This is a genomic window from Aurantimonas sp. NFXS3, assembly GCF_049132005.1.
Lineage (GTDB): Bacteria > Pseudomonadota > Alphaproteobacteria > Rhizobiales > Rhizobiaceae > Aurantimonas > Aurantimonas coralicida.
In genome coordinates this window covers 144,577-163,893 of the sequence record NZ_JAGDDZ010000004.1, presented here as the reverse complement: position 1 = coordinate 163,893, position 19,317 = coordinate 144,577, and the positions used below count along the sequence as shown (strand labels likewise).

General features: G+C 67.5%; 17 protein-coding genes and 1 pseudogene. 11 read left to right on the top strand and 7 right to left on the bottom strand.

Features of this window, described 5'->3' with window-relative positions:
• Positions 1-118: 118 nt before the first annotated feature.
• Both J3367_RS13110 and J3367_RS13105 read right to left on the bottom strand, forming a co-directional pair.
• The gene (locus J3367_RS13110; protein WP_024351549.1) at positions 119-1,036 is read right to left on the bottom strand and encodes an amidohydrolase family protein; all 918 of its coding nucleotides are present in this window, start codon (positions 1,034-1,036) and stop codon (positions 119-121) included.
• Positions 1,037-1,126: 90 nt separating this feature from the next.
• Positions 1,127-2,005 (bottom strand): NAD(P)-dependent oxidoreductase, encoded by an 879-nt coding sequence (locus tag J3367_RS13105; RefSeq protein WP_024351550.1) that lies wholly within the window; start codon positions 2,003-2,005, stop codon positions 1,127-1,129.
• Between the two features lie 175 nt (positions 2,006-2,180).
• Between J3367_RS13105 and J3367_RS13100 the strand changes: the two genes are divergently transcribed.
• The 5 genes from J3367_RS13100 to J3367_RS13080 all read left to right on the top strand — a co-directional run bounded on the left by J3367_RS13100 (position 2,181) and on the right by J3367_RS13080 (position 6,309).
• Entirely contained in the window at positions 2,181-3,179 is a 999-nt protein-coding gene (locus J3367_RS13100) for a TRAP transporter substrate-binding protein (protein ID WP_024351551.1), read from the top strand.
• Between the two features lie 66 nt (positions 3,180-3,245).
• A complete protein-coding gene (locus J3367_RS13095; protein ID WP_024351552.1) occupies positions 3,246-3,827 on the top strand; it encodes a TRAP transporter small permease in 582 nt (193 codons plus the stop codon).
• Positions 3,828-3,855: 28 nt separating this feature from the next.
• Positions 3,856-5,136, top strand: a complete 1,281-nt coding sequence (locus J3367_RS13090) for a TRAP transporter large permease (RefSeq protein ID WP_024351553.1) — start codon at positions 3,856-3,858, stop codon at positions 5,134-5,136.
• Between the two features lie 105 nt (positions 5,137-5,241).
• Positions 5,242-5,730, top strand: coding sequence for a DUF3429 domain-containing protein (locus J3367_RS13085; RefSeq protein ID WP_035695140.1), 489 nt, complete (start codon positions 5,242-5,244; stop codon positions 5,728-5,730).
• Positions 5,731-5,829: 99 nt separating this feature from the next.
• On the top strand, positions 5,830-6,309 hold the full coding sequence (locus tag J3367_RS13080) for a TspO/MBR family protein (RefSeq protein ID WP_024351556.1): 480 nt from the start codon (positions 5,830-5,832) through the stop codon (positions 6,307-6,309).
• Positions 6,310-6,334: 25 nt separating this feature from the next.
• Here J3367_RS13080 and J3367_RS13075 read toward each other — a convergent pair whose 3' ends face one another.
• The 4 genes from J3367_RS13075 to J3367_RS13060 form a co-directional block, all read right to left on the bottom strand.
• Positions 6,335-7,681 (bottom strand): TadE/TadG family type IV pilus assembly protein, encoded by a 1,347-nt coding sequence (locus J3367_RS13075; protein WP_024351557.1) that lies wholly within the window; start codon positions 7,679-7,681, stop codon positions 6,335-6,337.
• Between the two features lie 150 nt (positions 7,682-7,831).
• On the bottom strand, positions 7,832-10,591 hold the full coding sequence (locus J3367_RS13070; protein WP_024351558.1) for an ATP-binding protein: 2,760 nt from the start codon (positions 10,589-10,591) through the stop codon (positions 7,832-7,834).
• 104 nt (positions 10,592-10,695) lie between these two features.
• Entirely contained in the window at positions 10,696-11,892 is a 1,197-nt protein-coding gene (locus J3367_RS13065; RefSeq protein WP_024351559.1) for an EAL domain-containing response regulator, read from the bottom strand.
• Between the two features lie 171 nt (positions 11,893-12,063).
• Positions 12,064-12,432 (bottom strand): hypothetical protein, encoded by a 369-nt coding sequence (locus tag J3367_RS13060; protein WP_024351560.1) that lies wholly within the window; start codon positions 12,430-12,432, stop codon positions 12,064-12,066.
• 491 nt (positions 12,433-12,923) lie between these two features.
• Here J3367_RS13060 and J3367_RS13055 point away from each other — a divergent pair.
• The 3 genes and pseudogenes from J3367_RS13055 to J3367_RS13045 form a co-directional block, all read left to right on the top strand.
• Positions 12,924-13,649: pseudogene (locus J3367_RS13055) on the top strand (alcohol dehydrogenase catalytic domain-containing protein); the annotation flags it as partial.
• Positions 13,650-14,198: 549 nt separating this feature from the next.
• A complete protein-coding gene (locus J3367_RS13050; RefSeq protein ID WP_024351562.1) occupies positions 14,199-14,594 on the top strand; it encodes a DUF427 domain-containing protein in 396 nt (131 codons plus the stop codon).
• Between the two features lie 181 nt (positions 14,595-14,775).
• On the top strand, positions 14,776-15,735 hold the full coding sequence (locus J3367_RS13045) for a lysylphosphatidylglycerol synthase domain-containing protein (protein ID WP_024351563.1): 960 nt from the start codon (positions 14,776-14,778) through the stop codon (positions 15,733-15,735).
• Here J3367_RS13045 and J3367_RS13040 read toward each other — a convergent pair.
• Entirely contained in the window at positions 15,722-17,221 is a 1,500-nt protein-coding gene (locus J3367_RS13040) for a phospholipase D-like domain-containing protein (protein ID WP_060576978.1), read from the bottom strand. The genes J3367_RS13045 and J3367_RS13040 overlap by 14 nt on opposite strands.
• A 290-nt stretch (positions 17,222-17,511) precedes the next feature.
• Between J3367_RS13040 and J3367_RS13035 the strand changes: the two genes are divergently transcribed.
• The 3 genes from J3367_RS13035 (at position 17,512) to coxB (ending at position 19,314) form a co-directional block, all read left to right on the top strand.
• The gene (locus J3367_RS13035) at positions 17,512-17,763 is read left to right on the top strand and encodes a hypothetical protein (protein WP_024351565.1); all 252 of its coding nucleotides are present in this window, start codon (positions 17,512-17,514) and stop codon (positions 17,761-17,763) included.
• Between the two features lie 7 nt (positions 17,764-17,770).
• A complete protein-coding gene (locus tag J3367_RS13030) occupies positions 17,771-17,989 on the top strand; it encodes a hypothetical protein (RefSeq protein ID WP_024351566.1) in 219 nt (72 codons plus the stop codon).
• Positions 17,990-18,222: 233 nt separating this feature from the next.
• The gene (coxB, locus tag J3367_RS13025; RefSeq protein WP_024351567.1) at positions 18,223-19,314 is read left to right on the top strand and encodes a cytochrome c oxidase subunit II; all 1,092 of its coding nucleotides are present in this window, start codon (positions 18,223-18,225) and stop codon (positions 19,312-19,314) included.
• Positions 19,315-19,317: the final 3 nt, after the last annotated feature.

Below are 19,317 nucleotides of genomic sequence, written 5' to 3'. Positions count from 1 at the left end.
GGGCCGGCGCGAATGCGCGTCGGCGATGGCCGGTAGGGATCACATCGGGCGTGGCCTGCGCAACCCTTTCGGGCGGTCTTTGCGAGGCCAGGCGACGCGGTTCGTCGCCGGGCGCGAGTCAGGCGAAGCGGTAGAGCCGCCGGGCGTTGTCGGCGAACAGGGCGGCGCGCTCGTCGCGGGAGAAATCCGCCGTGATCTGCGAGAAGCCCTCGAAGATCGTGCGGTAGGAGGCGACGAGGCTGTCGACCGGGAAATTGCTGGCGAACATGCAGCGCGCAACGCCGAAGGTCTCGATGGTCGTCAGCACGATCTCGCGGTTGCTCTCGGCGGTCCAGGGCGCACCCGGCACGCCGAGGCCGGAAATCTTCACGGCGACATTCGGTGCCTCGGCGAAACGTCTCATCGCCGCCGCCCAGGCGTCGAGGCCTTCGCGGCTGCGGTCGGAGGGCAGGCCGGTGTGGTTGAGGATGATCTGCGTATGCGGGAAGGCCGCCGCCAGATCGGCGGCTTCCTCCAGATGCCACCAGGGTGTCTGCAGGTCGAAGGACAGGCCGTGCGGTTCCAGCAGCGCGAAGCCGCGCCGCCAGGTCATGTCGCCCATCGATCCGGGCGCATCACGCACCACCGCGCCCGGAGCGCCGGCGGCCTTCGGCTTGTGGCGGACGCCGCGCACGCGGGGATAGGCGCTCTGGCGCGCCAGAACGTCGCCGACGTCATCGGCATCGAGCCAGGCCTGGCAGACCACGGCATCGGGAAAGCCGTTCGCCTCGGCGATGCCGTGGATCCAGGCGGTCTCGCCGACCGGGTCGCCCGGGTCCCATTCGGTCTCGATATAGACGCTGCCGGCAAGGCTCAGCCCGGCCATGTCGCGGCGAAAATCATCCGGCATGTAGTCGCGCCGGATGGCGCTGTAGTCGCCATAGCGAAACGGGATCGGCGGCGCGTCGCACAGCCAGGGCAGGTAGTTCTCGCTGATCTTCCACAGATGATGGTGGGCATCGACGATGGCGAGGTCGTCGAGAAGGGGCAGGTCCATGGCGGTCTCCCGTGAGGCTGGCGAAGGGCAGGGCCGCCGGCGCTCGAAGGTCCAGTTGAACCCCCGATGCGCCGCCGGCGTCGCGAGGCGTCAGGCCTTGCGGCCGACCTTCGGAAGGAGCTTCACGACGGCCGAGCCGTCAAGTTCGCCATCGCCCTGCGCGACCAGCATGCGGAACATCGTCATGGCCTGGGCGCTCATCGGAAGAGCGAGATGCTGGGCCTTGGTGGCCGAATGCAGCATCTCGAAATCCTTCAGGATCTGGCGGGCATAGCCGCGCGGCGCGAAATCCTCCTCCACCATGCGCGGATAGATCGCCTGCAGGACCGCCGAATTGCCCAGCCCCGGCTCCAGCGCGTGCGGGATCTTGGCGGCGTCGACGCCATAGGCCTGGGCCAGGCGCAGCGCTTCGGCAGCGACGCAGTAATTGGTCAGGCACAGCACCTGGTTGACCAGCTTGGTCGCCTGGCCGGTGCCGATGGCGCCCATATGGGTGGCGCGGCCAAGCTGCTCGAGCATCGGCGTGACCGCCTCCGCCGCCGGCTCGGAGCCACCGAACATGATCGCCAGATTGCCGGTCTCGGCAGCGCCCGGCCCGCCGGAGACCGGGGCATCGACGAACCGGCCGCCAACCGCCTCGATCGCCGCGGCGACCTGGTGCGTCACCGCCATCTCGGTGGTCGAGAAGTCGACCACGGTGCGGCCCGACAGCTTGCGCGAGGCGACGAGGCCGTCCGCGCCCGTGACGACGGACGCCACCGCGTCGCTGGTGGTCAGGCACAGCGTGATGATGTCGGCCTCGGCGCAGAGAGCGGCCAGCGAGCCGGCCGGCTCGACGCCCCAGGCGGCAGCGGCCGTGACCTTCTCCGCCTCACGGTCGTGGCCGATCACGCGATAGTCCAGTTCGCGCAGCCGCTTGGTGAAGCCGCTGCCCATCAGGCCCAGGCCGATGAATCCGATCGTCGTCATGTTCCGTCCTCCCATGTGCGCCCCGCCCTCTCGACGCGGCGCGAAAACCTGCCGGCCCGATCGTCCTCCGCACCGGGCTAGGCAAATGTAATTTGGTATGCCAGAATTCTCTAGTCCGTTGGAGGAGCCTTTGGCAAACGGACGGGGGACAATCGTCAATTCGGGAGGAAACGACGTGTCATTGATCAAGAAACTCGCTCTGGGGCTTGCTGCCTGTGGGTTCTCGCTTGCTGGCGCCACCGCCGGCGCACAGGCCGTGGACTTGCGTTACGCCCATGTGGGCTCGGAAGGTGACATCCAGCATTGGTATGCGGAACGCGCGAAGGAGCGGATTCCGGAGGCGACGGAGGAGCGTGTCACCGTCACCGTCTTCCCGAATTCGCAACTCGGCGGCGTGCAGGAACTGATCGACGGCGTGCGCAGCGGCTCGATCTCCATGGGGCACCATGAATTCGCCTCGCTGGCGCAGCTCGTCGACGACATCGCGGTGTTCTCGGCACCCTTCGTCTATCGCGACGGCGCCCATGCTCTGGCCGCCACCGATCCGCAGACCTCCGACGTCATGCAGGAATTCAACGCGCAGCTCGTCGAGAAGGGCGGCATGCGCATCATCGGCCGGCTGTTCCGCGGCGCCCGGCAGATGACCGCCAACCAGGCGGTCCGGACGCCGGCCGACCTGGAGGGCAAGCCCTTCCGAGGCGTGCCGCTGCAGCTCTGGACGACGATGGTCTCCGGCTTCGGCGCCATCCCGACCCCGGTGGAGGTCAGCGAGCTGCCGACCGCGCTGATGACCGGCATGGTCGTCGGTCAGGAAAACCCGCTCACCATGATCAACGCCAACGGCCTCTACGAGGTACAGACCCACGTCATGCTGACCGGCCACATGCAGAACGTGCTGCCGGTCTTCATCAACGAGGATGTCTGGCAGTCGATCGACGAGAAGGACCAGACCGCGATCCTGGAAACCCTCGACACGCTGGCCGACGAGACGCTCGAGCAGGCGATGACGGCGGAAAAGGACCTCGTCGGCGAACTCACCGACAAGGGCATGACCTTCATCACCGAAGCCGACGGCCTCGACATCGAAGCCTTCCGCGCCGGCGTCGACGCCCAGGTCGCCAAGGACTTCCCGAGCTGGGGTCCGTACATGGAGCGCATCCGCGCCATCCAGTAGGCCACGATCGACAACCCGCGAACCCCTGCCGCCTGCCGGTGGGGGTTCCCTGCCGTGGATTGTGCCATGAGCGATCTCAATTCCGACGACTATCTCGACGTCACCCATGCCGATGCCCGGGTGGGCACGGCCGACCGCGTTCTCGAACCGGTCCGGCGGGTGTTCCGCGCCGTTTCGGTGCTGCTTCTGGCGGTGATGATCGGCCTGCCGGTGCTGCAGGTGGTGCTGCGGCAGTTCTTCTCGCGACCCTTCATGGGCGCCGAGGAACTGGCGCGTTTCATGCTGATCTGCGTGGTGTTCGTGACGCTGCCCTATGTCGTCTCGTCCGGCGCCTCGATCCGCATGGAAGAGGTGCTGTCGGCCCTGCCCGAGCGGCTGCGCCGGGTGCTGCGGGTGGCGATCCCGGCCACCGGCGGCCTCGCCTTCGCCGTGGCCGCGACCTCGGTCGCCATAGCCACGCTGCGCAATCTCGACAATGCGACGCCGACGCTGAACATCCCCTACTGGATCTTCTTCGCGTCCGGCTTCCTCGGTCTGACGCTGGCGGCCGTCGAATGCGCGCTGCAGACCCTGAAGGCCTGGCGCCATGACCCCCTCTACGTGACCTTCGCGCAGGAACAGCCGAGCGAAGACGTGGTGCACATCTAGGGCCACGCGCCCGCACGAGGCCTATTCGATGAGCAGTTTCGCAATTCTGGGCGGCTTTGCGCTGTCCTTCCTTCTGGGCTGGCCGGTGGTACTGGCCATCCTGATCCCGTCGGTGCTGTACGTCCTTCTCGGCAACATCCCGATCGAGCTGATCGGCCAGCGCATGAGCTACGCGCTGGATTCCTTTCCGCTGGTGGCCGTGCCGATCTTCATCTTCGTCGGCAATCTGATGAACCAGGCCGGCATCACCGAGCGCATCTTCAAGTTCGCCGACACGCTGGTCGGCCGGGTGCCGGGCGGGCTGGGCCAGGTCAATGTCGTCTCCAGCCTGATCTTCTCGGGCATGAGCGGCGCGGCGCTCGCCGATGTCGGCGGTCTCGGCAAGATCGAGGTGAAGGCGATGGCCGAGCGCGGCTTCGACCGCGGTTTTGCCGGCGCCCTGACCGGCGCCTCGGCGGTGGTCGGGCCGATCTTCCCGCCGTCGATCCCGCTGATCATCTACGGCTCGGTGACCAGCGTCTCGATCGTGCAGCTGCTGCTCGCCGGCATCATCCCGGCGGTCATGTGCGTGATCCTCTTGATGATCACCGTGGCGATCCTTGCCTATCGCAACGACTTCCCGCGCTCGGAGCGCTGGCCGACCCTGCGCCAGCTCGGCGCCGATTTCGTCCCGGCGCTGCCGGCCCTGATGACCCCGGTGCTGCTCGTCGCCGGGATGCTGCTCGGCTATTTCACGCCGACGGAAGCGGCGGCGGTCACGGTGGTCTACGTGCTCCTGATCAGCGGTCTCGTCTATCGCACGCTCACCGTCGAGCATCTGCTCAGCTCCGCCTATGAGACAGTGAAGAGCAGCTCGGCCATCCTGATCATCGTCGCCGCGGCGTCGATCTTCGGCTGGATCCTGGCGATCGAGCAGATCCCGCAGATGGCGGCGCGCTGGCTTTTGACCGTCAGCACCGATCCGCTGATGCTGCTCCTGGTGGTGAACGTGCTGCTGCTGATCGTCGGCATGTTCCTGGACTCGACCACGGCGACGCTGCTGGTCGTGCCGATCATCGCCCAGCCGCTGCACATGGCGGGCGTCGATCCGGTGCATCTGGGCATCGTGACGATCTTCAACCTGATGCTGGGCCTCCTGACCCCGCCGATGGGGCTGGCGCTGTTCCTGCTCAGCGACATCACGCGGGTGTCGATGCGGCAGATCCTGATCAAGATGATGCCGCTCTACGTGCCGCTGGTGCTGACGCTGGTCATCCTGACGGTGTTCCCGGAAGTCTCGCTTTGGCTGCCGAAGATGATCCGCAACTAGGCGGCACGTCGCCCGCAAGCGGCGATCCGAACACCGCGCGTCCACGACCCCGCCGGAACCCGGCGGGGTCGTTGCCGTTTGGCCCCCGCAACGGAAAGGGCCGACATGGACAGCCGCGAGCGCAGGAGAGGGGAGCCGGACGGGTCGCCCCGGATCGACCGGCTGTTCGCCTATGGGGCGATGCTGCCGCTGATCGCCGGCGCGCTGGTCCTGTGGTTCGCGCCGGAGGCCCAGTCCTTCCTGGCGCTGAATCTCACCCTGTTCTGGGGCGCATCGGTGCTGCTGTTCATTGCCGGCGTGCGGCGCGGAGCGAGCCTCAGCCAGACGGGCGGTGCGGCCATTGCCGAGATCGCCGCCATGCTCGGGCTGTTTATCGCCGGCGTCGCCAGCCTCGTGGCGACCATCTGGGCGTTTCCGCTGGTCGCGGCGCTGCTGCAGATTGCCGGCTTTGCCAGTCTCGCGATCCTCGACCGGGTCGCTGCACCCCACGACCGGCCGCTGCCGGCCGAGCGGTTGCGGCCGTTGCAGATCTGCGTTCCCATCGCGGTGCTCGCCGCTGTGGCGATCTGGATCTGGCGGAGCCCGTTTCTCTAGACAATCCGTCGCGGATTTTCGTGATCCGCGCCACCCTATATCCGGTGAGCGTCCGCCCCTGCGGACGGCGCCACGATCCATTCCGATCGGGAGATCATCATGAGCCTTGCGGCGATCGCCAGCCTTTTCGTCTTTATCGCCATCGTCGCGGTCGTCGCGATCAGCGGCGTGGTGTTCAAGCCGGGGCCCTGGTACGCCCGCCTCGAGAAGCCGGGCTGGACGCCGCCGAACCTCGCCTTTCCGATCGTCTGGACAATTCTCTATCTGATGATCGCGGTGGCCGGCTGGCGGGTCTACGAGACCGCCGGCCTGGTGGCGCTGCCCTTCGCCGTCTACGGCCTGCAGCTCGTCCTCAACGCCGCCTGGTCGGGCCTGTTCTTCGGCCTGCACCGTCCCGGCCTCGCCTTTGCCGACGTCGTGGCGATGGCCGGCGTGATCGCCGTGAACATCGCGCTGTTCGCGCCGATCGATGCGATCGCGGCCTGGCTGCTGGTGCCGTATCTCGCCTGGGCCGGGCTGGCCGCGTGCCTCAATTATTCGGTCTGGCGTCGCAATCCCGGTGCGTTCGCGGACGCCTGAGAGAGGCTCCTGTCGCGGCGCGCGCTTACTTGCTGAGCGCGATATTGCCGCCGACCGGGCCGACGCCGGCCGGGACCGGCACGTCGGAATCTGCGTAATTGGCGTTGAGGACCAGTTTCACGCCCGAGGTGATGGTGATTTTGTCCGCAACGAGGGCCGTCCAGTCCGAGAACTCGCCGACATTGGACTTGCAGCCGGGCGAGCCCGTCTCGGCCGGATCGTCGGCGGCGGTGATGTCGCATTTGCCGTCGGCATTCTTGTCGCCGCCGATGGTGAGCTCGTCATTGGGCAGGTAGATCGTGCCGATCATGCGCCGGGCGTTGGCGCTTTCGATCTTGAAGCTGCGGCCGCTGTCCTTCTCGCTATCGGCATAGATCAGGATGCCGGCCATCGGCCCGTCCTTCGCAGCCGACAGGGAAATCGACGAATCGTTCTTCAGATCGAGGCTGGAGTTCTTGCCGATGAAGACGAGGCTGACATCGTCGCCGGTGATCTCGGTGCCCTTGTGGAGCTTCACCTTGGCGTCCCAGAAGATGTAGGTGCCGGGCCGCAGGGTGATCTTCGACCCGCTGACCTGGAGATTGCCGCAATAGGTGCCGGGCCACAGGATCTGGTTGTTGTTCGAGATCTTCTGGTTCTTGTGATCGCATTTCGTCGGGACCGGCGGAATGCGCGAGGTCAGGGGATCGCTGACGGCCGGGCAATCGGTGAGCGGCAAGGGTTCGTAGTTCGACTCGATCCCGTCATAGCCGCCGGAGGAGCAGGCGAGTTCGCTCGAGAGCTTCGCCACCTTGGTGACCGACAGGCCGCTGGGATCGATCGAGTTGGAATACACCGCGCAATCGGCCGCCTGGACCTGGGCATTGCCCGAAATGTCGATGGCCTTCTTGCCCTCCTTGGTGAGCGCGATGGCACAGATGCGGCCGCCGCCGGCAATCCGCGCCGTGGCGCTGGCCGTGAGTTCGCCGATCACGCCGGTCAGGTCGGGCATGGGCAGCGACTTGCCGAAATCCTTGCTGAGCGTGACCGTGACCTCGGTGGAAATGGCGGATTCCGCAGCCGTCGCATCCGATCGGCCGCCGATCTTGACGTCGATCGAGACGCCTTCGGCCTGGTTGCCGAGATTGGTCATGGCGAAGGAATAGGCGACGCTCTTCAGCACCTCCGGCCGGCTGTTGGCCATGTAGAGTTCGCGCGCGGCCGCCAGGGCTGCGCTGTCGGCGGCGCTCTGCAGGCGGGAATGGGCGGATTGAGCGGTCGAGAGATTGACGACGCTGCCCATGATGAAAATCAGGAGCGGCGTGAGCAAGGCCACGATGGCGGCGACATTGCCACTGGTCGAGGCTGCGAAGGCATTCAGACGGTGCGTCATGTCATGCCTCCTCTGTCAGGGTGCCGGTTGTGGTGAGATGACGAATTTTTCTTAGCTCACAAGCCTTTAGGACGAGGTGAATCCGGCGTTTCGCATTTGAGCTTTCGCGTGTCCGAGGCGTCGTCCGGGCGGTGATGTCCCGGACCGCCTTCATGCCGACTGCTCGGCTGCATCGGCGTCCGGCGCGGTCGCGAGTGCCGCAAGGGCGTCGTGGCTGTCGGCCAGCGTGGCCGCGATCTCGTCGAGCATGCCGGGCGCGATCGGCTCGCCCGCCTGGGCCGCCGCCTCGACAGTGCCGCAGAGCCCGGCCGCGCGGGCGGCACCGGCGCTGTTGCACATGGATTTCAGCGCGTGGGCCAGCCGGGCCGTCTCGTCGCTGCCGGCTGCCACGGCCTCCCGTAGGTCGGCCAGCGCCTTCGGTGCGTTGGCCGCGAACAGGCCGACGATCTTCTGCAGAACGGCCGGGCCGCTGCGCTTCACCAGCGATGCCAGCATGTCCAAGGTTGCCGGATCGAGGAGGGGACCGTTCGCGTGGGCCGGCAACGGGGCGTCGATGGACGGACCCTCCGGCTTTGACCCGGGCTGGTCGTTCGCCGGGCGGGTGCCGGCAAAGTCGCCGAGGACCCGCGAGATCTGCGGGATCGTGAAGGGCTTGGTCAGATAGGCGTTCATGCCCGCGCTCTGCCACTCGCCGGCGCTGCCCGGGTCCTTGTGGGCGGTCAGCGCGACGATGGTCGCGGGCTGGCGGCCGGCATGCCGCTCGCCCTCGCGGATGAGGCGCGTCGCGGTGAAGCCGTCCATGCCGGGCATGGAGCAGTCCATGAAGATGATGTCGTAGGCGTCCCGCTCGGTCATCGCCACGGCGGTCTCGCCGCTCTCGGCCAGCGCCGCGGTGACGCCGAGCGTGGCCAGGGCTTCCTTCAGCACCTCGCGATTGACCGCGACGTCGTCCACCGCGAGGACGCGCAGGCCGGACATGTCGGGCAGTTTCGCCGCGGTCTCCATGGCCGGGGTGTCGTCGCGCAGGGCCGCGAAATCGCCGGTCGCGAGCGCCTGCGCCAGATGCTCGATCTCGCTGCGGCGCAGCGGCAGCGCCATGGCGCCGGCGACCGCGAGGTCGGCGGTCTCGCCCTCCGCGACGCGGGCGTCGCTGGCGCGCAGTACCACGATCGGCGGATGCGCGGTGGAGGAAGCGGTCGCCAGACGGGCCAGATGCGCCTCGCGCGTCAGGACCAGCGCCGGGGCGGGGCCGGTTTCGTCGCCGCGCAGAACCGTGGCGCCGCGCCGGATGAGGAGGGTGGCGGTCGCCTCGCTGGTGATCGGGTCGGCGTCGAGAAGCCGGATCGTGCGGCCGGAAAGGCTCTGCGGCCGCGGCGCGGGGCGGTGGATCTCCAGCGCGACCTCGAAGCCGAAGCAGGAGCCGACGCCTTCCTCGCTGGTCACCCGCACGGAGCCGCCCATGGCCTCCACCAGCTGCTTGGAGATCGCGAGACCCAGGCCGGTGCCGCCGAACTTGCGGGTGATCGTCTGGTCCGCCTGGGTGAAGCGGCCGAACAGCTTGCCCAGCTTGTCGGCGGGAATGCCGATGCCGGTGTCGCGGATGGTGAAGCCCAGCATCGGGGGCCCGCCGGCGTCCCTGGGCGCAAGGCACTCGACCGCGATGGTGACGCCGCCGGTCTCGGTGAATTTCAGGGCGTTGTTGACGAGGTTGGTCAGCACCTGGGAGATGCGGACCGGATCGCCGATCACTTCGGCCGGCACGTCGGCGTCGATCATGGTGGCGATGGACAGCGATTTCTCGCGGGCCTTTTCGGCGAACAGGCTGGCGACGTCCTCGACCAGGGTGTCGACCGACAGCGGGATCTCTTCCAGGTCGAGGCGGCCGGCCTCGATCTTGGACATGTCCAGAATGTCGTTGAGGATGTTCAGGAGCCCGCGCCCGGAGCGCAGGATGATCTCGGCATGGCGTAGATAGCGGCCCGGGATCGGCGCCGCCGACAGCATCTCCGCCATGACCAGCATGCCGTTCATCGGGGTGCGGATCTCATGGCTGACCGTGGCGAGGAATTCCGACTTGGCGGCATTGGCCCGCTCGGCCTCGTCCCTGGCGCTGCGCATTTCGGCGGTGCGCAGGGTGACCGTGTCCTCCAGCGTTTCGCGGTGGCGCTGCAGCAGCCGGTCGCGTTCGTCAATGCGGGCGAACATGTCGTTGAAGGCCCCGGAGAGAACGCCGACTTCGTCGTTCGAGGTCACCTGCAGTCGTTTCGACAGATCCGAACGCGCGCCGATATCGGCGAACTCGCCGGCCAGGGCACGCAGCGGATCGATGATCCGGGCGATTCTCATCCACGCAACCAGAACCGTCACCGCCAGGACGGAGGCGCCGACCAGAAGCGAGATCAGGAGATTGTGGAGATACAGGCCGCGCAGCCAGGCGATGTCGGCATGGATGGCGATCGTGCCAACGACGATGCCGCCCTTGCGGACGGGGGCGGCCCCGGTGATCGTATCCGCGAAGAACACCGACGTCAGTGTCCCGTCGCCGAGACTGCGATCGGTGCTGACGAGGGCTTCCGAGGTTCCGATCTCGGCCACCGTCCGGCCCTCGGAATCGGCCGCGCTGGCGTAGCGCACATGGGCCAGGTCACGGATCCCGCGCAGGACCTCCAGCGTGCCGCGGCGGTCGTTTTCGGCGATGGCGTTGGAGGCGGCGGCGGCGAAAGCGGCGGCCGAGCTTTTCAGGCGGTTCTCTTCGGCGGTGACCGTCTGGCGGAAATCCTGGTAGACGAAGAAGCCGACGGTGCTGGTGACGCCGACCATGACCGCCAGCACGACGACCAGCGACAGGCGGAACCCGAGGGAGCGCCAGAGTCGGACCCGCGGGGCGGGGGCCTGTCGTGATGCGGGCATAAGTCTATCCTGCGCGCATGGTTCTGCGCCACCGTGACCGCGGCGCCGTCACGGCCGGACGGGGCGGCGCGGAATCAAAACCCGGCTGAGCCCCAGCCACCGGGTCAGGCCGAGCCGAACCGGCGCGCGGCATGCGCGAAGTCGGTGAGGACGAAGGCGTCGGCGGCCGGCAGGGGCTTGCTGTACAGATAGCCCTGGACGATGCGGATGCCGGCCTCGCGGACGATGGCGAGTTCTTCGGTCGTCTCGACCCCCTCAGCCACCACCGCCATGCCGAGATCCTTTGCCGTGGTCGCCGTGTTCTCCAGGAAGCGCCGCGAGATGCGGTCGTGAACGCAGGCCTGGACGATGGAGCGGTCGACCTTCAGCTCGCTGAACGGGCACAGGCGCAGCAGCGCGAAATTGGCACTGCCGGTGCCGTAATCGTCGATCGAGACGCCGAAGCCCGCCATGCGCGCCCGCGTCAGGATCTCGATCATGTCGGTCATCGAGCTGGGCAGGGCGGTTTCGGTCAGTTCGAAGGTGATGCCGGACGGGTCCAGGTCGCGCTCGGCCGCCAGGCCGAACAGTGCCGGCATGACATGGGGGACCTCGATGATCCGGGCATCGAGGTTGATCGAGACGCGGCGCGTGACGCCCTTGGCCCGCCATGCGGCGATGTCATCCATGACCCGCGTTGCGATCTCGATGGTCAGGGGCGGAAGGTCGGCCTCGCTGAGGCCGGGATGGAAGACCGCCTGCGGTCCGAGGATCTCGCCGCCGACGGTGTCGAGCCGGATCAGTGCCTCGAGGCCGGTCACTTCCAGCGAGACGAGGTCCACCTGGGGCTGGTAATAGGGCAGCAGCGTTCCGCGCGCGGTGGTGGACGCGGCGGCGCTGGCCGGCCTCCTGGTGGATCTCTGCTGTTGCGGGCAGGCTTCGCAGGCCTCCAGGAGCGCGACGAAATCGGCTGTTCGGATCGGCTTCTTCATGGAGCCGCAGATGCGCACGCCGAGCATCTCGCCCATGCGGCGGGCCGCGTCGAGGATGGCCTCGGATTCACCGCTCGACAGCAACACGGCGCCGCCATAGCCCTGCTCGCCGAGGCTGCGCAGATAGGCGAGACCGTCCATTTTCGGCATGTTCAGGTCGAGGACGATGACGTCGATCGGATGGCGTGCCGCGCGCAGCGCCGCCAGTCCCTCGACGCCGTCGCATGCCGTCGTCACCGTATGGTCACCCAGGGACAGCACGACGCTCTCGGCCACTGCGAGGAAGATGGGGTCGTCGTCAACGACGAGAATATGATGCGCAGTCGCCATGAAGCCTCCTGGGGACCGCTAACATCCCAGCCGGGAACGAAAAAACGGTTACCAGAGCAGGGCAGATGCGCGATTGTCTGACGGAAAGGTCAGATTTCCAGCTGCCATGGTTCGGCGCGGCCGTTCGGGGCGGGGGAACCCACGCGTTGCCAGCCCTGCGGGCCAAGCCGCTTATGCCGGACCGGGATCGCCGGCGAGGATCTTCAGGCTCGCGAGGCTCGGGGCAAAGAACAGCGACAACCCCTTGTAACGGATGAAATCCCGCAAGGGCAGATCCAGCGCCGTCCCGTCGGCCAGGGGGATATGGGCCGAGGCGAATGCCTTCGGCTTGTCGCGCAGTCCGAACATGCTGTCCTGACGCCGCCAGCCCTGTTTCACATCATAAAAGCGATCGCTGAAGCCGGTTTCCTGCATCCAGCGAATGATCGTGTAGAGCTGTTCGTTGATGCGGGCGCAGGCGAAGATGCCGACAAGGCCGCGGTCCTGGCCGTCATCGACGGAGCCGGCGAGCGACGGGCCGTAGGAGAATCCGCGTCGCACGAGCGAAGCCCTCGGATTGTCACGCTAGTCTTTGCTTTGCCCGGACAGGGTCGAGCCGGAACGGCATCGCCGTCTTGGAGCCGCGTGTGGAGCGCGCGGGCGCGACCGTTCCACCGGTCGGATGATATGTCGGCCCGGCAGCGGACGACCCGGAACGGGATCAGGGCTACCTCCCATCCAGCATGTCGCTTTGCATTAGCTTACGAAAGGGAAGGTTTGTGCGTGATGTGTCGGCGCACGCCGCGAACGCCCGACGATGCCGTCTCCTGTAAGACACCGGACATCGACGCTAAACGACGCGACCGGGAACGCTGGCACCGTGCGACGCGACCGGACTGGCGGTCGGCAGCCGGCCATCAAAACAGCAACGGATCAAGGTCCGGCCGTCTGAGTTGATCTTCAATGCAGTGGCACAGTCCGCCGCGTCTGCTGTCGCTGTTGCTTGCTCCATCGAAGCGAGCCACCACGCATAGCTACGAGGATCCAGCAAAATGAGAGCTGTCGTTTTTCACGGTATCCGCGACATTCGCCTGGACACGGTCCCCGACCCGACCATCAAGCAGCCGACCGACGCCATCGTGCGGATCACGTCGAGCGCCATCTGCGGAACCGACCTGCACATGATCCGCGGGTCGATGCCCGGGATGGTCGAGGGCACCGTCATGGGGCACGAGGGTGTCGGCGTGATCGAGGAGGTGGGCAGCAGCGTCCGCAATCTGCGCCCCGGCCAGCGCGTCGTGATCCCGTCGACGATCGCCTGCGGCCACTGTTCCTACTGCCGCGACGGCTATACCGCCCAGTGCGACGACGCCAATCCGAACGGGCATCTCGCCGGGACGGCCTTCTATGGCGGCCCGCAGCCGACCGGCCCCTTCGACGGGCTGCAGGCGGAATATGCCCGCATCCCCCATGCCAACGTCAATCTCGTGCCGCTGCATCCGGAGATCACCGACCATCAGGCGATCTGCCTGTCCGACATTGCCTCCACCGGCTGGTTCGGCGCCGACATCGCCGATATCGAGGCCGGCCGCGGCAAGACGGTGCTGGTGATGGGCTGCGGTCCGGTCGGGCTGTTCAGCATATTGGGGGCCTGGCACAAGGGCGCCCAGCGGGTGATCGCCGTCGACCGCCTGCCGGACCGGCTGGACAAGGCGCGCGAACTGGGCGCCGAGACGATCAATTTCGAGGAAGAGAACCCGATCGAGGCGATCCGCGAACTCACCGGCGGCATCGGTCCGGACCGGGCGATCGATGTCGTTGGGGTCGATGCCTTCATGCCCACCAAGGGGCCGATGCGGGTCCTGGAAAAGCGCGCCGAGCAATATGCTGAGCAGGTCGAGCGGCTGGCCGAGGCGGGCGCCGACACCAATGCGGCGCATTTTGCCGCCGGCGACGCGCCGTCCCTGTCCCTCGAATGGGCGACCGAGGCGCTGGCCAAGGCCGGCACCCTGGCGATCATCGGCGTCTATCCCCAGAGCCACAACGCCTTTCCGATCGGCACGGCGATGAACAAGAACATCACCATGCGGATGGGGAACGCCAACCACAAGAAATACGTCCAGGAACTGGTGGAATTGGTGCGGCGCGGCGGGCTGAAGCCCGAACATATCCTGTCGCAGATGGAACCGATGACCGACGTCATCGCTGCCTATGAGACCTTCGACGCCCAGAACAAGGGCTGGGTGAAAGTGGAACTGAACCCGGCCGCATGAGGCGCGTCGCCGTCCGCCTCGCGGCGGTTCACATGTGAAGGAAAGGAGAATGTCATGTCCGATGCCCGGACCCTGCAAACCGGCCGTTATGCCATCGACCACATCCGCAAGCCGGTGACGGTCTATTTCCACGACGACATCATCGCCAGCACCGACCATGCGCTTCTGGTGCGCGAGGAGGGCGCCGAGCCGATCTATTATATCCCCAGGGATCGCGTTCATACGGCGTTCTTCGTCGACAGCGACCGCGGCGGCGTGCCCGAAGCCAAGGGGCAGGCGCAGTTCTGGACGATCTCGGCGATGAACCGTGCCGGCCAGGACGCGGCCTGGGCCTATACGGAGCCGGTCGACGAACTGAGCGCCGTGCGCGACCATATCGCCTTCGATCCCACCCAGGTCCGGGTCGAGGTCGGAGGACCGCCCGCCGGTGCGGTCGAAGAGACCCTGTAAGGCGTGATCGGGGCGCTGCCGCGTGGCAGCGGCCTGCGTGGGTGCCGGCATGGAGCGGCGCCGCCGCGTCGCTGCCCGTCTGCCAGATGGACGGCGGCTCTGACAGCCTCCGGCGGCGGCGCGCGGCCACGGCCGGTGTCCGGCGTCGCCGGCCACTGACTTCTTGCGATCGGAGACGAACATGGATGCGGATGCGAAGGGTCGATGGCTGACCTGGCTCTGGCGCATCGGCATCGCCAGCTTCGTGGCGCTGGCCGGCTATCTGATCTGGCGGACGCTACGGGACTACAGCGTGGCCGAACTGATGCAGGCGCTGCGGGCGTTTCCCCTCGACCATCTGGCCCTGTCCGGCATGTTCGCGGCGGGAAGCTACGCGACGCTCACCCTGTTCGATCTTCTCGGCACCCGCTATGTCGGTCACCGGCTGGCCTATCCCAAGGTGGCGCTGGCCTCCTTCGTGTCGCTGTCGCTCGGCCATTCCATCGGCTTTGCCGGCCTGAGCAGCGGCGCCATCCGCTACCGCTTCTACCGGCGCTGGGGCCTGTCGACCGGTGACGTGGCCAAGCTGATCCTGTTTTCCGGGCTCACGGTGACCGTCGGCCTCGCCACCCTCGGCGCACTGGCCGTCCTTCTGCGCCCGGCGCTCGCGGCGGAGGTGACGGGTCTCGGCCAGGGCATGATCCTCGCCATCGGCGCCGTCGCGGCGCTGGGAGTCGTCATCTATCTGCTTCTGGCCGCCTTCCTGCGCCGCCCCCTGACATTCCGCTCCTTCGTCCTCGAAATGCCGAGCCTGCGCCTGGCGCTGGGGCAGGTCGTGCTCGGCGCCACCAATTTCGCCCTGGTCGCGGCCTGCCTCCATCAGGCGCTGCTCGGGATCGCCGAGGTCCCGTATCTGTCGGCGGCGACGGTCTATGTCCTCGCCAATGCCGGCGTCATGCTGACCCATGTGCCCGGCGGGCTCGGCGTCTTCGAAGCCGTCGTGGTGACGCTCCTGTCCGGCCGCGGCCTGCTGACGGCGGTGCTGGTCTTCCGCTTTACCTATTTCCTCGTGCCGCTGGCCATCGGTGGCCTGGTTCTGGCCGTCACCGAAACCGTCTGGCGCTCGAAGACGTCGTCGGACGCCTCGGTCAGGAGCAGCTGAAGCGGCCGCGCCACCAGGCTGGCGTGCCGAAGGGGGCGATCGGATCGAGCAGACGCGTGCCGAGTTGCGGCCGCCGCGGGCCTGAGGAGGCGAGGGCGGGAAAGCCGACGAGGCGCCGGTCGCCGCCGTTCAGCCGGTCGATGGTGCGGATCAGCGAACCGGTCTCCGCAAGCGTCTCCAGCACCGTCGCCGGATCGGCGCCGAGATGTTCGCCGACCAGCCGGGCCATGATCGTGCGGATCGCGGCCCGATGCTCGGTCGTGTCGGCGACGAGGCCGAGGTCGCATTCGGTGTCGACGCCGATGGAGCGGTTGTTGAAATTCGTCGAGCCGACCCGAAGGAAGCCGTCGTCGGCGACGAGGATCTTGGAATGGATGAAGATCTCGTCGGGGTAGGAGACCGGGCCTTGCATCGGATGGAAGACCCGCAGCCTGTCGTGCCGGTCGAACCGCTTCAGATGGCGCAGGAGCCGGTCCCGGTTCGTGCCTTCCGAGAGCTGCTCGACGAAGCCGTTCATGCTGCGCGTGGTGACGACCACGATCTCCGGGCCGTCCGGGGCTTCGAGCAGTTCGGGCAGGATCGTGCGGGCAAGCGCACCGGCGAAATACTGGTTCTCGATATAGATCGTCCGCCCTGCGCTGCGCAGCGCGTCGACCGTCAGCCAGGCCGCGTGGCGCACGGGCGGTGGACCGCGCCAGCCGCCGCCCGGATCGGTGACGGCGATGCCCGCCGGCACATGCCGGAAATCGGGTGACCGTTCCGGTTGGCCGGCGATCGGTCCTGTGGCCGGGCCGGCAAATCGCGGCGCCTCGCCAGTAGCCCGCTGCCAGCGCTCGGCCGCAATGGCCAGGAGGTCGTCGACCACCGGGCCCGTCAGGGCGACCTGGCAATCATGCACCGGCCGCGCCTTCGATCCGTCGGCCTCGACCCGGCGGCTGTCGGCGGGGCGATGCTCGGGCGTATCCCAGCGGCCGACGGTCAGGTCGATCCCGCCCACGAAGGCGAGCGCCCCGTCGATGAGGACGATTTTCTGGTGATGGGACGCGTAGAAGCGGTTCGTGCGGTCGAGCTTCAGATGGATCCGCGGATGATCCTGCCAGTCGCCGCCGAAGAGCAGCGACATGCCATGGCTGGGGGCATGCGCGACCGCGAAGCTCCAGATTAGGATGTGGATCTCGAGCGTCTCATGCGCCTCGACCAGCGAGCGCAGGCGGTCGCCCAGCGTCGTGCCGCTGCCATCCGCATCGGGGCGCAGGCGGACACTGGCGTCGAAGTCCCAGCCGACGATGACGATCGAGCGCCGGGCCTCTTCGAGACATTCGTCCAGACGCGCGAAATATCGCGCGCCATCGACGAGCACGGTGGCCGTCTCGGCACGCGAGACGCTTCGGCAGTTCCGCCCCGCCTGCAAGAGGGCGCAGGGTGCCGGCGCGTCTGCCGCGTCATGTCCGTACATGGTGGGGGCCTGGGTCGTGTCCTGCCTCATTCCGTCTCGCGTGTTCGTGAGGGAAACGTCAACCGACGGATATAGTCGCGCACATTCCGCCGGGAACGGGATGAGCATTGCTCCGGGAGCGCCGTCCGGCCGGCGGCGATCACGTGGCGGCACATAAGTCGCGAATTGCCCGGCCGAACGCGCTTCGTTGTCAGGCAACAGAAATCTCCATGCACACCGTGGTGGCCTCTTGTGACCCGGGGTCGCCGGTGCGGCGCTATCATACTTTAGGGACACGTTTCCGCGGCTTCGCCAGAACGAAGGAAACGTGGAGACATTCGATGGATCAGACCCAGAAACAGGCGGTGGAAGCCGTCGCACGCGCAGCAGCCACGGGCTCGCTGATGATCGTCCGCCAGACCGCCAGGCGCATCGCCGCGGCCAACGGCATCACCGACGAGGAGCGGGTCGACGATCTCGCCCGCTTCATCATCGCCGAAGGCGGACGGCTCGGCGTGGCCATGGAACCGGGATCGCGGGAGGCCGTCGAGCGTCTGAAGGACGACGGGGCCGGCACGATCGTGGCCCTCTGACCCGCGGATGAGTGCAGTCGATCAGCCGGTCGGTGCCCTCGTGGCGAGCATGCGCGAGGCGGCACGCGAACGGGCCGTGTGGGCCGAGGGCCGCCGCGCCTGCCGGGAAGAGGGCCCGAACGCGCGCTTCGCCGGCACCAGCACCGCCGACCATGCCATCTGGCTCGCCGGCTTCGCCTATGAACAGGGGCGGCGACGGGCCGGTCGATCCTGGCCGGATCGATGATGGCGGCGATTGCCGGCTTACCATTCCGGCGCCGACAATGTCCGCTTCGCCCATGTGAGGGCAGCGCCCGCGTCCTGTCCGGCGAAGACGCCGCCGGTTGATCTTAAGGCCCGCCGCCTACATGCCGGCATGTCACCCGGATATCGTAAGCAATCGGGAGCGATCTGGCAGATGGGGACGACGCCGAAAATCTGCAGCGCAGAGGTTCCTCCAGGGTCCTTGCCGGGAGCCGCATGAGGACGGATCCTCATTCCCCGGTCGATCTTCGCGCCGCGGGCCTTCCCGTCCGGGTCCGGCCGGCCTTCGTGATGGCGGTCACGCTGGGCGGAACGGTCGCCGCCCCGCTGCCGGCCCGCCCAGCCGACACGCCGATGTATTACCTGGAGACCTTCGGCGCGAAGGGCGACATGACCGTGCCGTTGCTGTGGGGGCTGATCGCGGTCTCGGTGCTGGTGGTGGTCATCATCAGCGCCATGGTGATCATCGGGATCCTGCGTCGCCGCGATCCGGATCTGCAGGCGGGCGGCCGTATCATCGCGGTCTCGCGCCCGCCCGGCGGGATCGGCTGGATCCATGCCGGCCTCGTTCTGACGACGCTCGTCCTGATCGGCTACACCGCCTGGACGGTGGACCTCATGGCCCGGATTGCCGCGCCCGGGCGTGAACCGGTCTTTACGATCGAGGTGACGGCGCAGCAATTCTGGTGGGAGGCGCGCTATGTCGATCCCGACGATCCCGCACGCAGCTTCGAGACGGCCAACGAACTGCATATTCCCCTCGGGGAGCCGGTGCGCATCAAGCTGCGCTCGACCGACGTCATCCATTCCTTCTGGGTCCCGGCGCTGTCCGGCAAGACCGACGCCATTCCCGGGCAGATCAACGAGACCTGGATCCAGGGCGACCGGGTCGGCGTCTATCGCGGCCAGTGCACCGAATATTGCGGGCAGCAGCATACCAACATGGCCATGCGCATGTTCGTCGACGCGCCCGAGGACTTCACGGCCTGGTGGGATGCACAGGCCGCGGCTGCGGAGCCCACATCGCCCGGCTCGCTGGCGGACGCCGGACGGCAGGCGTTTCGCCTGCGCTGCGGCGCCTGCCATGCGGTGCGCGGCACCCGGTCCGCGGGCGAGATCGGGCCGGATCTCACCCATCTGATGAGCCGGACGACGATCGCCTCGGCAATGCTGCCCAATACGAAGGGGCACCTGTCGGGCTGGATCGCCGCGCCGCAGTCACTCAAGCCGGGCAGCCACATGCCCGATACGGGGATTTCGGGCCCCGAACTGCACGCCATCCGCACCTATCTCGCGACGCTGGACTGAGGG

Bases quoted from the DNA above. Each gene is read 5' to 3' on its own strand.
- J3367_RS13090 (WP_024351553.1), top strand. From the start codon at position 3,856: ATGAGCAGTTTCGCAATTCTGGGCGGCTTTGCGCTGTCCTTCCTTCTG.
- J3367_RS13040 (WP_060576978.1), bottom strand. From the start codon at position 17,221: ATGAGGCAGGACACGACCCAGGCCCCCACCATGTACGGACATGACGCG.
- J3367_RS13080 (WP_024351556.1), top strand. From the start codon at position 5,830: ATGAGCCTTGCGGCGATCGCCAGCCTTTTCGTCTTTATCGCCATCGTC.
- J3367_RS13085 (WP_035695140.1), top strand. From the start codon at position 5,242: ATGGACAGCCGCGAGCGCAGGAGAGGGGAGCCGGACGGGTCGCCCCGG.
- J3367_RS13045 (WP_024351563.1), top strand. From the start codon at position 14,776: ATGGATGCGGATGCGAAGGGTCGATGGCTGACCTGGCTCTGGCGCATC.
- J3367_RS13075 (WP_024351557.1), bottom strand. From the start codon at position 7,681: ATGACGCACCGTCTGAATGCCTTCGCAGCCTCGACCAGTGGCAATGTC.
- J3367_RS13070 (WP_024351558.1), bottom strand. From the start codon at position 10,591: ATGCCCGCATCACGACAGGCCCCCGCCCCGCGGGTCCGACTCTGGCGC.
- J3367_RS13050 (WP_024351562.1), top strand. From the start codon at position 14,199: ATGTCCGATGCCCGGACCCTGCAAACCGGCCGTTATGCCATCGACCAC.
- coxB (WP_024351567.1), top strand. From the start codon at position 18,223: ATGAGGACGGATCCTCATTCCCCGGTCGATCTTCGCGCCGCGGGCCTT.
- J3367_RS13030 (WP_024351566.1), top strand. From the start codon at position 17,771: ATGAGTGCAGTCGATCAGCCGGTCGGTGCCCTCGTGGCGAGCATGCGC.
- J3367_RS13065 (WP_024351559.1), bottom strand. From the start codon at position 11,892: ATGGCGACTGCGCATCATATTCTCGTCGTTGACGACGACCCCATCTTC.
- J3367_RS13105 (WP_024351550.1), bottom strand. From the start codon at position 2,005: ATGACGACGATCGGATTCATCGGCCTGGGCCTGATGGGCAGCGGCTTC.
- J3367_RS13095 (WP_024351552.1), top strand. From the start codon at position 3,246: ATGAGCGATCTCAATTCCGACGACTATCTCGACGTCACCCATGCCGAT.
- J3367_RS13110 (WP_024351549.1), bottom strand. From the start codon at position 1,036: ATGGACCTGCCCCTTCTCGACGACCTCGCCATCGTCGATGCCCACCAT.
- J3367_RS13035 (WP_024351565.1), top strand. From the start codon at position 17,512: ATGGATCAGACCCAGAAACAGGCGGTGGAAGCCGTCGCACGCGCAGCA.